The organism is Rhizobium sp. BK376 (genome assembly GCF_004341625.1).
In the GTDB taxonomy this organism is placed as follows: Bacteria; Pseudomonadota; Alphaproteobacteria; order Rhizobiales; family Rhizobiaceae; genus Rhizobium.
In genome coordinates this window covers 115,417-128,216 of the sequence record NZ_SLZG01000014.1, presented here as the reverse complement: position 1 = coordinate 128,216, position 12,800 = coordinate 115,417, and the positions used below count along the sequence as shown (strand labels likewise).

General features: G+C 60.9%; 14 protein-coding genes. 9 read left to right on the top strand and 5 right to left on the bottom strand.

Going from position 1 to position 12,800, the window contains the following annotated elements:
- The first annotated feature begins 14 nt into the window (after positions 1-14).
- From EV561_RS25775 to larA, 4 genes are read left to right on the top strand one after another with little or no spacing between them, the layout of a single operon-like run.
- Complete coding sequence (locus EV561_RS25775) at positions 15-1,034, top strand: branched-chain amino acid ABC transporter permease (RefSeq protein ID WP_132525858.1); 1,020 nt, start codon at positions 15-17, stop codon at positions 1,032-1,034.
- Positions 1,031-1,753, top strand: a complete 723-nt coding sequence (locus EV561_RS25770; RefSeq protein WP_132525856.1) for an ABC transporter ATP-binding protein — start codon at positions 1,031-1,033, stop codon at positions 1,751-1,753. The genes EV561_RS25775 and EV561_RS25770 overlap by 4 nt, the downstream gene beginning before the upstream one ends.
- Positions 1,750-2,478, top strand: coding sequence for an ABC transporter ATP-binding protein (locus EV561_RS25765; protein ID WP_132525854.1), 729 nt, complete (start codon positions 1,750-1,752; stop codon positions 2,476-2,478). The genes EV561_RS25770 and EV561_RS25765 overlap by 4 nt, the downstream gene beginning before the upstream one ends.
- A gap of 2 nt (positions 2,479-2,480) precedes the next feature.
- Complete coding sequence (gene larA / locus EV561_RS25760) at positions 2,481-3,767, top strand: nickel-dependent lactate racemase (protein ID WP_207910592.1); 1,287 nt, start codon at positions 2,481-2,483, stop codon at positions 3,765-3,767.
- Positions 3,768-3,771: 4 nt separating this feature from the next.
- On the opposite strand, the gene EV561_RS25755 is transcribed toward larA, so the two are convergent.
- Positions 3,772-4,518 carry a FadR/GntR family transcriptional regulator gene (locus EV561_RS25755; RefSeq protein ID WP_132525850.1) on the bottom strand — a complete coding sequence of 249 codons (747 nt, stop codon included), beginning with the start codon at positions 4,516-4,518 and terminating at the stop codon, positions 3,772-3,774.
- A gap of 59 nt (positions 4,519-4,577) precedes the next feature.
- Here EV561_RS25755 and EV561_RS25750 point away from each other — a divergent pair, with 59 nt between their 5' ends.
- Genes EV561_RS25750 through larB form a run of 4 tightly spaced genes read left to right on the top strand, consistent with a single transcriptional unit; the run spans position 4,578 to position 8,338 of the window.
- Entirely contained in the window at positions 4,578-5,546 is a 969-nt protein-coding gene (locus EV561_RS25750) for an NAD(P)-dependent oxidoreductase (protein WP_281026133.1), read from the top strand.
- Between the two features lie 13 nt (positions 5,547-5,559).
- Positions 5,560-6,891: a LarC family nickel insertion protein gene (locus EV561_RS25745; RefSeq protein ID WP_132525846.1), complete on the top strand. Its 1,332-nt coding sequence runs from the start codon at positions 5,560-5,562 to the stop codon at positions 6,889-6,891.
- On the top strand, positions 6,888-7,679 hold the full coding sequence (locus tag EV561_RS25740) for an adenine nucleotide alpha hydrolase (protein ID WP_132525844.1): 792 nt from the start codon (positions 6,888-6,890) through the stop codon (positions 7,677-7,679). The genes EV561_RS25745 and EV561_RS25740 overlap by 4 nt, the downstream gene beginning before the upstream one ends.
- On the top strand, positions 7,676-8,338 hold the full coding sequence (gene larB, locus EV561_RS25735) for a nickel pincer cofactor biosynthesis protein LarB (RefSeq protein ID WP_132525842.1): 663 nt from the start codon (positions 7,676-7,678) through the stop codon (positions 8,336-8,338). Before EV561_RS25740 ends, larB begins: the two co-directional genes overlap by 4 nt.
- 29 nt (positions 8,339-8,367) lie before the next feature.
- Here larB and EV561_RS25730 read toward each other — a convergent pair whose 3' ends face one another.
- The 4 genes from EV561_RS25730 to EV561_RS25715 are packed head-to-tail and all read right to left on the bottom strand — an operon-like array spanning position 8,368 to position 12,173.
- On the bottom strand, positions 8,368-9,213 hold the full coding sequence (locus EV561_RS25730) for a fumarylacetoacetate hydrolase family protein (protein WP_132525840.1): 846 nt from the start codon (positions 9,211-9,213) through the stop codon (positions 8,368-8,370).
- A gap of 30 nt (positions 9,214-9,243) precedes the next feature.
- Complete coding sequence (locus tag EV561_RS25725) at positions 9,244-9,987, bottom strand: SDR family oxidoreductase (RefSeq protein ID WP_132525838.1); 744 nt, start codon at positions 9,985-9,987, stop codon at positions 9,244-9,246.
- Between the two features lie 17 nt (positions 9,988-10,004).
- Positions 10,005-10,724: a FadR/GntR family transcriptional regulator gene (locus EV561_RS25720; RefSeq protein ID WP_132525836.1), complete on the bottom strand. Its 720-nt coding sequence runs from the start codon at positions 10,722-10,724 to the stop codon at positions 10,005-10,007.
- Between the two features lie 3 nt (positions 10,725-10,727).
- Positions 10,728-12,173, bottom strand: coding sequence for an FAD-binding oxidoreductase (locus EV561_RS25715; RefSeq protein ID WP_132525834.1), 1,446 nt, complete (start codon positions 12,171-12,173; stop codon positions 10,728-10,730).
- A 161-nt stretch (positions 12,174-12,334) separates the two neighbouring features.
- Here EV561_RS25715 and gloA point away from each other — a divergent pair, with 161 nt between their 5' ends.
- Positions 12,335-12,748: a lactoylglutathione lyase gene (gene gloA, locus EV561_RS25710; protein ID WP_132525832.1), complete on the top strand. Its 414-nt coding sequence runs from the start codon at positions 12,335-12,337 to the stop codon at positions 12,746-12,748.
- Positions 12,749-12,800: the final 52 nt, after the last annotated feature.

The following is a 12,800-nucleotide window of genomic DNA, read 5'->3' as shown; positions in this document are numbered from 1 at the left end:
CGAAAGGTAACATCATGAACACGTCTCTTTCGTCGCTTCGCTCGCTTGTTCCGGCCCTGGTGGTGTTGGCGGTGCTTGCGCTTGTCCCCTCCATGGGGCCTAGCAATCGTATGCTATCGCTCGCCATTTCCGCCGGCATCAACATTGTTGCTCTCTATGGCCTGTCGGTCCTCTTCGGACAAACCGGCATCCTGTCGATGGGCCACGCAGCACTCGTCGGTGTCGGAGCCTATGCCGCCGCACTGTTTGCACGCGATGCCGATGTAGGCTTCTGGTTGGCATTGCCGCTCGGGGGGATTTTCGCCGCGATCGCGGCGACAGTGATCGGCATCCCGTCACTGCGTGTCTCCGGCCATCACTTCGTCATCATGACCTTCGCCTTCGGACAATTGCTGACGATCGTGCTGACCAATGGTGGCGATTACACGGGTGCGGCAACCGGGCTTGACCTGCAGTTCCCTGTCACTGTCTTCGGGCAGCGTGTCGACGATCTCATCCCCTATTACTACATCGTGCTTTTCTTCGTTGCTCTGAGCGCCGTCGCGAGCTGGATGATCATCAACTCGCCCTACGGGCGCACGCTACGCGCCATCCGGGAGAACGAGAAGCTGGCCGCCTCGCTAGGTATCAATGTGGGCCGACACAAGATCGGCGCCTTCGTCGTCAGCGGGGTTTTCGCGGGCGTATCCGGTGTGCTCCTCGCCTATTTCCTGCGTCATATCTCACCCAGTCAATTCGCCTCCTTCCCGAGCATCTACCTCGCCCTAATGGTCATGATCGGTGGAGCAAGACTGCTTCTCGGACCACTCGCAGGCGGTATTCTCGTTTCCTTCCTGCCTGAAATGCTGAACCTTGATCCGGTCGAATCCCGCATTCTCTATGGCGTCTGCCTGATCGCGGTCATTCTGCTGCTGCCCAACGGGCTGATCGCAGGCCTGCTGGAAGGCTGGCAACGATTGTTCCGGATGTTGATGCGGAAGGATACGGCAAGCCGAACCGCCGACGGAAATCATGCGTCGGAGGCGGGCCGATGAACGCCATTCTCGAGATCAAGGGACTGAAGAAGCAGTTCGGCGGCCTCACGGCGCTCTCCGGCGTCGACCTGTCGATCGAGGAGGGAGAGATCCTCGGGATCGTCGGCCCTAACGGATCCGGCAAGACGACGCTTTTCAACGTCATTACCGGCGTCCACAAGCCGACTGAAGGCAAGGTCAGCTGGCGCGGACGCGACATCACCAGTCTGGCAGCGCATCAGGTATCGGGCGCGGGTATCGGCTATACGTTCCAGCAGGCCATGGCCTTTCCCGGCCTCTCGGTCCACGAGAATGTCCAGATCGCCTGCGAGCACTCGCATCGCATCAGCCGTCCCTATCCCTGGACAACGCCGGCCGCACTGCTTGACTTCGTCGGGCTGACGGCTCTGGCGCAGGAACGGGCCGGAATCCTGCCCTTCGGCAGCCTGCGCCTGCTAGGTGTCGCCCTGGCGCTCGCGACGCGACCATCGCTCATCTTGCTCGACGAGCCCGCGGCCGGCCTCAATGATCGAGAAACGGCAACGCTGGTCGGTCTCGTTAAGCAATTTCCTGACCACGGCATCAGCGTCTGCGTGATCGATCACGATATGAAGCTGATGCAGATGCTCTGCAAGCGATTGGTCGTGCTGGATTTCGGTTCGAAGATCGCCGACGGGCTGACCCAGGACGTACTCTCCGATCCTAAAGTCCTCGAAGTCTATCTTGGAGGTGCGCTATGAGCCTGCTTGAGGTTTCGAACGTAACGACCGGCTACGGTGCGACTGTCGTCAATCGCGACGTTTCCATCGCGCTCGACGAAGGCGAAGTCATCACCATTCTCGGCCCCAACGGGGCGGGCAAGTCCACGCTTTTGCGCACCATCGTCGGGCTGGTCAAGCCAAGGGCGGGAAGCATCCGCTTTGCGGGCGAAGACCTGACGGGAAAGACGCCCGATATCATGGCCAAGCGTGGCGTCGTCCTGGTGCCGGAGGGCCGGCGTATCTTCGCGGACATGACGGTCGAGGAGAACCTTCGGCTCGGCGCCTATGCCAGACGCGATGCCGGTGCCGTCGACACCGACGTGAAGACGATGGAGAATTTCTTCCCGATTCTCGCGACCAAGCGCCAGCAGAAAGGCGGGTCGCTGAGTGGCGGCCAGCAACAGATGTTGGCGATCGCCCGCGGTCTGATGGCCAGGCCACGCGTGCTTCTTCTCGATGAACCTTCGCTCGGTCTTTCGCCGCTGCTCGTCAAGGAGATCCAGGCGATCATCCTGGATATCGGCAAGACCTTCGGCGCATCCGTTCTTCTGGTCGAGCAAAATGCGGGACTTGCCTTGTCTGTGGCGACTCGCGGCTATCTCATGCAGAATGGCCGCATTGCCACATCAGGACCGATTTCCGATCTCAAGGATATGTCGCTGATGCGCGAGCTCTATCTCGGCGGCGTGGCGGAAAAGGTATAGCGATGCGCTCAATTGCTCTTTCATATGGCCGCGGCCACATTGACATTGAACTGCCCGCCGGTGTGCGGCCAACGATCGTCCGCAAGCAACAGCTGCCGAAACTGCCCGATCAACAGGCAGCCGTGATTGCGTCTTTCGACGCGCCGGTGGCATCGGCGACGCTGGCTGAGCTTGCCCGCGGACGCAAGAGTGCCTGCATTCTGATCTGCGATATTACCCGACCGGTTCCCAACAAGCTCTTCCTGCGGCCGATGATCGAGACCATGTGGTCCTCGGGCATTCCGAAAGATAAGATCGTCGTCCTAGTCGCGACCGGCCTGCATCGGCCGAACCTCGGTGACGAACTGGCCGAACTCGTCGGCGATCCCTGGGTGCTGGACAATGTCCGCGTCGAAAATCACTACGCCCGGGACGACGCCGCCCACATCGACCTCGGCGTCACGAAGACCCGGAGTACGCCGGTCAAACTCGACCGGCTGTTCGTCGAGGCGGATCTGCGCATCGCCACCGGGCTGGTAGAGCCTCATTTCATGGCCGGCTGGTCGGGCGGACGCAAGGTCATCGCGCCAGGCGTCGCCCATCACGAAACGATCCGCACCTTCCATTCGGCCCGCTTCATGGAGGACCCGCTGGCGGTCCAATGCAATCTTATCGGCAATCCGCTGCACGAGGAACAGCTCGAGATCGTCCGCATGCTTGGCGAGGTCTATGCCGTGAACACCGTTCTCGATGAGGTCCGTGATCTCGTCTGCGTCACCTTCGGCGAGATCATCGCCAGCCATCAGGCGGCCGTCGATTTCGTCAGCGGCGTCACCCAGATTCCGCTCAACCGCAAGTTCTCGACCGTCGTCACGTCTTCGGCCGGCTATCCGCTCGACAAGACCTACTACCAGACGATCAAGGGCATGGTGACGCCGCTCGATATCCTGAAGCCGGGAGGCACTTTGATCATCGCGTCGGAATGCTCGGAGGGTTTCGGATCGGCCGAATTTCGCGAGGCGCAGGCTCGGTTGGTCGACCTCGGGCCGGATCGGTTTCTCGCCACGCTCACTGCCAAGACCCTTGCGGAGATCGATGAGTGGCAAACGGAAATGCAGCTGAAGCCCATGCGCCTCGGCAAAGTCGAGCTCTATACAACTGGGCTTTCCGGCGATGACCGACGTTTGACCGGTGTCGGGATGATCGACGACCTTTCCGGCGCAATCGCCCGCAGTATCACCGCAGGCGGAGATCCCGATGTCGCCATTATCCCCGAAGGTCCCTATGTCGTTCCGCGATATGCCGCGTGAACGATCAACGATGGAGATTGGCGTCGCGCAGCTCTTCGAAGCGAGCCGTGCTTTTCGACAGGTGGTTGCGCAATGCCTTGCGGGCAGCCGCCTCATTGCCTTCGCGGATCGCCTGGAAGATCGCGTGATGTTCCTTGCGCATGCGTGTCGCATGACGTTCGCGCTCGGCCGCGGTCATCTTGTCGAGACGCGCCCATTGACGGGGCACCATGGCGGTTCCAAACGTATCGAACAGGCGTCCGTAATAGGAATTCTGCGTGGCGACGAGTATGGCCCGGTGGAACGCGAAGTCTTCCTCGGCGCCGTAGCCGCCCTGCTCTATCGCGTGATCAAGCGCATCCAGCCGGTCCTGTATGCGGACGATATCCTCCGGCGTGCGCCGAAGCGCGGCAAGTCCGGCCGCTTCATACTCGATGCCGAGACGAAGCTCGAGGACACGCAGCACCTCGTCGATCGACTGCAGGTCATTAGGAATGATCGAGAAGGTGCGCGGCATCGGATCGTTCGAAACAAAGGCGCCGAGCCCCTGCCTAGTGGTAATCAGGCCCTTGGCGCGCAAGGTCGCCAGCGCTTCGCGTACGATCGTGCGGCTGACGCCCGTCGCTTCCATGATCGCCTGCTCCGTCGGCAGCCGCTGTCCGGGCTTCAGGTCGCCGGACTCGATCTGGCCGATCAGACTGTCGACAAGCCCGCTGCGCAAATTTGGCGTCTGCGGGATCGTGTTGAAAACGGCGTTGTCCCTATCCTTCATGCTGTCTTGACGTCCATAATTACCGTCTGGCGAGTGGCCGATGATGTCGTTGCTACCGCATACGCAGGCAAAAAGCAAAATCCCGCATGACGGGAACACACCAAACGAACCGGGAGGAAAGAATGAAAGAGGAAATCGGGTTTATCGGTCTCGGCGCGATGGGTTCCGGCATGGCGGCAAACCTGCTGGCGAAGGGCTGGCCGCTGACGGTCATGGCGCACAGGAAGCGCGAAGCCATAGAGCAGCTGAAGAGCCTCGGCGCAGGCGAGGCAGCCACTCCAAGGGAACTGGCGGAGGCATCCGATGTCGTCATATTCTGCGTCACCGGTTCGGAACAGGTCCAGGAATTGCTGTCCGGGCCTAACGGCATTCTCGCGGCTGGCAAGCAACTTCTCATCATCGATTGTTCGACTTCCAATCCGGCGGTGACGATCAAGCTCGTGGAGGATCTTGCCCGTCAGGGGATTACGCTCGTCGATGCGCCGCTGGCCCGTACGCCCAAGGAAGCGGCCGAGGGCAAGCTCGATGTTATGGCGGGGGGCTCGCCTGAGGCGATTGCCCGGGCACGACCGATCCTTGAAGCCTTCGCCGCCCGCATTGTTGAAACCGGTCCCGCAGGGACGGGACATACGATGAAGCTTCTCAACAATTTCGTTTCGATGGGATACTCGGCAATCTACTCCGAGGCGCTGATGATCGCCGCCAAGGCCGGGCTGACGCCGCAGGTCTTCGACAGCGTGCTGCGCGGCAGCCGCATGGATTGCGGCTTCTACCAGGCCTTCTTCGACTTCGTGTTGAACCGCAACGAGAATGCCCAGCGCTTCGCCATGGCGAACGCGTTGAAAGACATGTCTTATCTGGCCTCACTGGCTCAGGCGGTTCAGGCGGTCAATCCGGTTGGCGCGGCAGTCCGCAACAGCTTTGCCACTGCCGTCGCGGCAGGTCATGGCCAGTCCTTCGTGCCGGCGCTGTCGGACGTTATCGCAAGCGCGAACGGCGTTTCGCTGGTCGAAGCATCGAGCCGCTGATAGGACGAGCAGCATGCTGGACATCCATCTCGATCCGCTCGGCGGCATTTCCGGCGATATGTTCGTCGCAGCCATCCTCGATCTCAGGCCCGATCTCGAAACCGGGCTGCGGGCGGCTTTAGCACTCTGCCCGATGATCGGAGAGGTCGAGTGCGATGTGATCGATCATCACGACGGCGTTCTGACCGGTCGCCGCTTCATCGTGCGGCATGCGAAACACGGCGAGGACCATGCCCATGATCATGGGCATGACGGTCATGATCACAGTCATGACCATCATTCCGGCCACGAACATCAGCACGGCACGGATGGCCATATCCATACACATGCCGACCATTCACCGGCCGTGGATCATCATCATGAGCACGTGGCATGGCGAGACATTCGTAACGCCCTTGCAGAGTCCCGGTTGGATAGTGAGACCATCCGCCACGCGATCGGCATCTTTCAACGCCTGGCCGAAGCCGAAGCCAGGGTGCATGGCACACATCCCGACGATGTTGCGTTCCACGAGGTCGGGGCGTGGGACTCGATCGCCGATATCGTCTCCGCAGCATGGCTGGTGGCGCAGCTTGGCGCGGCACGCTGGAGTGCCGGGCCGGCTCCGCTTGGAAGTGGCCGTGTCAGGACGGCCCATGGCCTGCTGCCTGTTCCAGCCCCTGCAACGGTCCATCTGCTGCGGAACTTCGAGGTGATCGACGATGGCATCGGCGGCGAGCGCGTGACGCCGACCGGAGCGGCGATCCTGTCCTATCTTTGCAACGACCAGAAGGTGGTCGGGAAGCGCGGACGCAGGCTCATCTCCTCCAGCCATGGCTTCGGCAGCAAACGGCTGCAAGGAGTCAGCAATTGCCTTCGCGTGCTGACATTCGAGCGGTCCGATGCCGACCAATCGTCCGGGGATAGGATCGCAGTTCTCGAATGCGAAATCGACGACCAGACTGGTGAAGACCTTGCACAAGCGATAGACAGGCTCCGTGGCCGCGCGGATGTCTACGACGTCGTGCAGGCGCCGGTTTTCGGCAAGAAGGGACGGATGATGACGCATCTGCGGGTTCTCGCGGCGACTGACGCAAAGGAGGAGGTCGCCGCAGCGATCCTCGACGAGACGACGAGCATCGGCGTGCGCATGACCACCACCGAGCGGATGACGTTGAGGCGGGAAGCTGCCACGGTGGAGCATGAGGGGACGGTCTACGCCTTCAAAATCGTCGAACGACCTTCCGGCAGCACGGCCAAACTGGAGGCCGATATGCTGACCTCCATCGAAGGTGTCGGCCCCCGCAACGCGCTTCGCCGGCTCCTGGACGGATTGCTGAGGCAAAAGAGAGGAGAGCTTCGATGAGAGATGCACTCGAAGACGTGTTGTCTTCCCTCGGTGAAGTTTCGATCGCTGTCAGCGGCGGGGTAGATTCCGTTACGCTTGCGACAATCGCAAACCGTCTCAACGGTCCCGATCGCGTTGCAATCGTCCATGCCGTCTCGCCCGCCGTCCCGCCCGAGGCGACCGAGCGGGTCCGGGCGCTTGCCGCCAGCGAGAGTTGGGACCTACGCATCATCGATGCGGGCGAATTTGGCGATGCCGATTACCTAAAAAACCCGGTCAACCGCTGTTTCTTCTGCAAGGGCAATCTCTACGGAGCGATCGCGGCCCAGTCGGATAGACAGATCCTATCGGGTACGAACCTGGATGACCTCGGCGAGTACCGGCCCGGTCTCGATGCGGCAAAGAACTTTTCCGTTCGCCATCCCTTTGTGGAAGCCGGCATCGACAAGAAGGGCGTACGTGAGCGTGCGCGACTAGCTGGTCTAGGCATGATCTCGGAACTGCCCGCGTCTCCCTGTCTTTCGAGCCGCATCGAGACATCGATCGCAATAAGGCAGGATGTCCTTGCGGCGGTGCACCGCATCGAAAGCTTTCTGACGAAAACGCTCGATCCCAAGACCGTACGATGCCGCGTGCGGCGCAGTGGCATTGTCGTCGAGCTTGATCCTGATGCGCTTTCCCGCGCCGGGGGGATGGCAGCCAACGGCGATGCGCTTCGCGAGCTGCTACCGGATGCCTATAGAGACCAGCCGCTGAGTTTCGAACAATATCGCAACGGCAGCGCCTTCGTGGGAGCGAAGCCGTGAGAGACGATGTCGTCTTCGACTTTGCGCGCGCCGAGCGGATCGGCCTCAGCGAGGCTGTCTTCTGCGCCGGCAAGTCGCCGGAGCAAATCGCAGTCATTCTGGAAGGTGCGCAACAGCGGGAGGCCGGGTTGTTGTTAACGCGTCTGGAGGCGGCCAAGCTCGCTGCCTTGCCCGCGGCGCTGACGGAACGGCTGGACTGGTGCGAGCTCTCGCAATCGGCCTTCTTCGGTCCGCTCCAGCCGGTAGCCATCAGTGGCCAGGTGGCGATTGTCGCTGCAGGAACCTCGGATGCGCCAGTCGCAAGAGAGGCGGCGAGGACGCTCCGGCATGCCGGCGTTGAGGCATCGAGTATCGTCGATGTCGGCGTTGCCGGGCTATGGCGGTTGATGGATCGGATCGAAGACATCCGCCGCTATCCGATCGTCATCGCCGTTGCCGGCATGGATGCCGCGTTGGCGAGCGTTCTTGGAGGGCTCTACGGCGGCAGTCTCATCTGTGTGCCGACCTCGGTCGGATATGGCGCCTCCGAGCAAGGGCGTACGGCGTTGAATGCGATGCTTGCGAGCTGCGCCCCGGGCTTGCTCGTCTGCAATATCGACAATGGTTACGGCGCCGCCTGCGCGGCGCTGCGCATGTTAAAGACAATGAATCTTCGGTGAGGAGGCGCCTAGACGCCTCCTCCACCATCTCAATCCGCATTGACAGTTAGTTGCGTCTGTTCCCCGAGGCCCTCTATCCCGAGCCGGATCGTCTGGCCGGCGGTCAGGAAGAGCGGCGGCTTCATTCCGAGGCCGACGCCGGGAGGCGTTCCTGTCGAGATGATATCGCCCGGCTGCAGGCTCATGAACTGCGAAATATAGTGAACGAGGAAGGCAACGCCGAAGATCATCGTCTTGGTCGAGCCGTTCTGGCGCATCGTGCCATCGACGGACAGCCACATCTTGAGGTTCTGCGGATCGGCAATTTCGTCGCGGGTTACCATCCAGGGGCCGATCGGACCAAAGCTGTCGGCTGACTTGCCCTTGGTCCACTGTCCGCCACGCTCCGCTTGGAATTCGCGTTCCGACACGTCGTTGATCAGGCAATAACCCGCAACATGCTTCATCGCGTCGGCTTCAGAAACGTAGCGTGCCTCGTCGCCGATAACGACGCCGAGTTCGACTTCCCAATCGGTCTTCTTTGATTTGCGCGGGATAATGACGTTGTCGTTCGGACCGGTGATAGCGCTGGTCGCCTTCATGAAGAGGATCGGCTCTTCGGGGATCGCCGCCCCGGTCTCGGCCGCATGGTCGGCATAGTTGAGACCGACGCAGATGAACTTGCCGGTGCGCGCCACGCAGGGTCCGAAGCGGCCCGGCTCGGCGACGACAGGCAGACTCTCGACATCGATCGCGGCAATGCCGACAAGTCCCGATGCCGTCAGGTTATCGCCGGCAATGTCGTCGATCCGACCGCTCAGATCTCTCACGTTTCCGCTCGCGTCGAGAATGCCCGGCTTTTCGGAGCCACGCGGTCCAAATCTTAAAAGTTTCATATGATTATCCCCGTATCCTTAAGTGTCTCTTCAGGCATTTGCCCAGCCGCCGTCGATGACGATGGCATTTCCGGTCATGAAGGCGGATTCATCGCTCGCGAGATAGACGACGAGCTCGGCGACTTCCTCCGCCGTTCCCAAACGTCCCATCGGCTGGCGGGCAATGAAGCCCGAACGTGCCTGTTCGTAATCGCCAAGCGCCCGCATGCGATCCTGGAGCGAAGGACTTTCGACTGTTCCCGGGCAGATCGCATTGGCCCGGATACCCTTGCCGACATAATCCAGCGCGACCGATTTCGTCAGGCCGATTACCGCTGCCTTGGTGGTTCCGTAGATGAAGCGGTTCGGTGCAGCGATGACGGTGGAAGCAACCGACGCCATGTTGACGATTGACCCGCCGCCGCGCGCAATCATGCCCGGCAGGAAAGCGCGGATCATGCGGTACATGGCACGCATATTGAGATTGACCGAGAAGTCGAAGGCATCCTCGTCGCAGTCGAGGATCGAGCCGTGATGAACGAAGCCGGCGCAATTGAACAGAATGTCAGGTGCTTGAATTTCCTCGCTGAGAGCCCGGATCGCCGCGGGATCCAGCACATCGAGCTTGCGTATCGTGACATCGGCAAGCTCGTTCAGCGTGCCGAGCTTTTCGGCATCGATATCGGTCGCGAGAACATGAGCGCCCTCCCGCAGGAACGCCAGCACCGTGGCACGCCCCATCCCCTGTCCGGCGGCGGTGACGATCGCCGTCTTTCCCTTCAGTCTTCCCGTCATTTGAAATCCTCAAGACATTATTCTGATTGCTCTTCCGCAAGGCCGACACGGCTTGCTGCACCATGAAGATGCTGGCGCATGGCATCCCGGGCCTCATCGGCCTGCCGGGCCTCGATGGCATCGAGAATGCGCTGGTGTTCGCCGAGCGTGACGGCTGCGAGATCTTCCGAGCGCTGCTGATTGCCTGAGGCGAGGATACTCTCGCGTACGCGTTCGGAGACGAAGGTCAGGAACTGCACCATGTAGGGGTTGCCTGTCGCCGCAGCGACCGTCTTGTGGAACTCAAGGTCAGTCTTCAGCCACATGACACTGCCGTATGGCGCGGCCTGCATGGTGGTCAGCGCGTCCCTCATGGCCGACAGATCGCTATCGGTTCGCCGCCCGGCCGCGAGTGCCGCTCCCTCGACTTCGAGAATGCCGCGCAGCTCGAAAAGCGACTGAAAGGCGTTGGCCTGCTGCAGCGCCTCGTAGTCGATGGTCAGCACCGTTGCATTCGGCTGATCCGCCACGAAGGCGCCACGACCCTGCTGCGACCAGATGCGTCCCTCGGAGCGTAATCTTGCGATCGCCTCGCGCACGACGTTGCGACTTACGCCGAAGGTCGTCGCCAGCTGCTGTTCCGTCGGCAATTGATCACCGGGCTTCAACCGGCCCTGCGCGATCTCTCTGGAAATCGAACTCGCGACCAGTGTCGAAAGATGCGGCCCTCGATTGACCTTGTCGAGCTTCAGCGCCATTCCCTATTCCCCTGCCCCTGCTTCCACGCGTTCCAATATCCGTCCTTCGCTCAAAAGATGGCTCGGATCGAATGCGTCCTTGATCCGGCGCGACAGCTCGAGCGTCAAAGGGTCGGCGCGCTTGAGAAAAGCCGCCTGTTTGACACGACCGATACCATGCTCGGCGCTGATCGAACCGCCATGCTTGTCGATCATATCGAAGATCACCTCTTCCGTGGCATGAAAGAGTTCGTCGAAACGATTGGTCGACATATCCTCAGGCGGCACGATATTCATATGGATATTGCCATCCCCGACATGGCCGTAGGTGACAGCGATCGCCTCGGGATGCCTCTCCGCCAGGGCCTCGAGTGTGTCGGTAACGAAGGAAGCCAGGCTCGATATCGAGACCGACACATCCGTCCTCAGATAGCGACCTCCTCGTCCCTGCGCTTCCACCATCATTTCGCGCAGCAGCCAGAGCCGGTCGGCCTGCGCCTTGCTGCTGGCGATGACACCGTCGAGGACAAGATCGGATGCGTCGGCGAGGAAGCCCTCGAGCAACGCACGCAGGTCGACGCGTCCCGCAGCTGATGTCTCGATAAGAACATAGACGGGATAAGGTTGATCCAGCGGATCGCGCAGATCATCCCTGGCGTTGAGCGCAATCTCGATGCCGCCTCGCAGCAGAAGCTCGAATGCGCTCAATAGATCGCTGCATTCGCGCCTGGCGCGGGCATAAAGCTGCATGGCATCCTCGACAGAGCGAAGACCAACCAGGGCAGTTTCAATCTTGTCAGGCATCGGGAAGATCTTCAGCGCGGCCGCGGTGACGATCCCGAGCGTGCCCTCGCTGCCAATGAACAGCTGCTTGAGGTCATAGCCGCGATTGTCCTTTCGCAAGGTGCGAAGCCCGTCCCAGACGCGTCCGTCGGCGAGAACGACCTCTAGGCCGAGCACGAGATCACGCGTCATCCCGTATCTCAAGACATTGAAGCCGCCGGCATTGGTCGAGACGTTGCCGCCGATGCGGCAGGTACCCTGAGCGCCGAACGTGATCGGGAGAATACAGTCTGCAGTCTCCGCCTGGCGCTTGGCATCCTCGAGAATGCATCCCGCCTCCACGACCATCGCAAAATCGATGGCGTTGACAGAACGAACCTTGTTCATTCTCTCCAGGGAGACGACAAGCTCGCCGCCCGGGTAGCTCGGCACAGCGGCTCCGACAAGGCCCGTCAGGCCGCCTTGCGGGACAACATGGATCTGCTGTTCGTGACAGCATTTCATCAGGCTGCTCAGTTCGGCCGTCGACCGCGGTCGCGCGACGATCAGCGGTCGAGCGTAATGATCGCCGGACCAGTCACGGCTGTATCGCTCCATGGCGTCCGCGTCCGTCAGGAACAGATCCGCCGGCATGGCAGAGGAAAGGGCGGCAAGCGCTCTTTCCTGGAGAGGCGGATGGGCATTCATTTGGTTGCTCCGATTAGACGGGAAAACATCTGGACAACTGGGTCACTTACATGGTTATCATACAACACTGGTTTCGAACATCAAGTGCAGGGACCAATTCCGCTGCTCTCATTTCTCTAAAAACCAGTGTGAAAACGATAACTTGCAGGAGGATCCGTACCATGACCGCAGCGTCCGGCCAATTTCGTATGATGCATACTATGATCCGCGTTCTCGACCTCGACCGGTCGATCAAGTTTTACACCGAGCTGCTCGGCATGAAGCTGCTGCGCAGAGACGATTATCCCGGCGGAAAGTTCACCAACGCCTTCGTCGGCTATGGTCCCGAGGAGACCGATACAGTTGTCGAGCTGACCTACAATTGGGGTCGCGAGGAGCCCTATGATCTCGGCACCGGCTTCGGCCACCTTGCGCTCGGCGTCAACGATATCTACGCCGTCTGTGCAGCGCTGGAGAAGCAGGGCGCAAGAATTCCGCGTCCGCCGGGCCCGATGATGCACGGCACCACGCATATCGCCTTCATCGAAGACCCGGACGGCTACAAGATCGAGCTGATCGGACTGGACACGATGTAAAGAAGACTTGCCGTCTGACCGGCCGCGCCCCATGGCGCGGCCTTTTTGATGC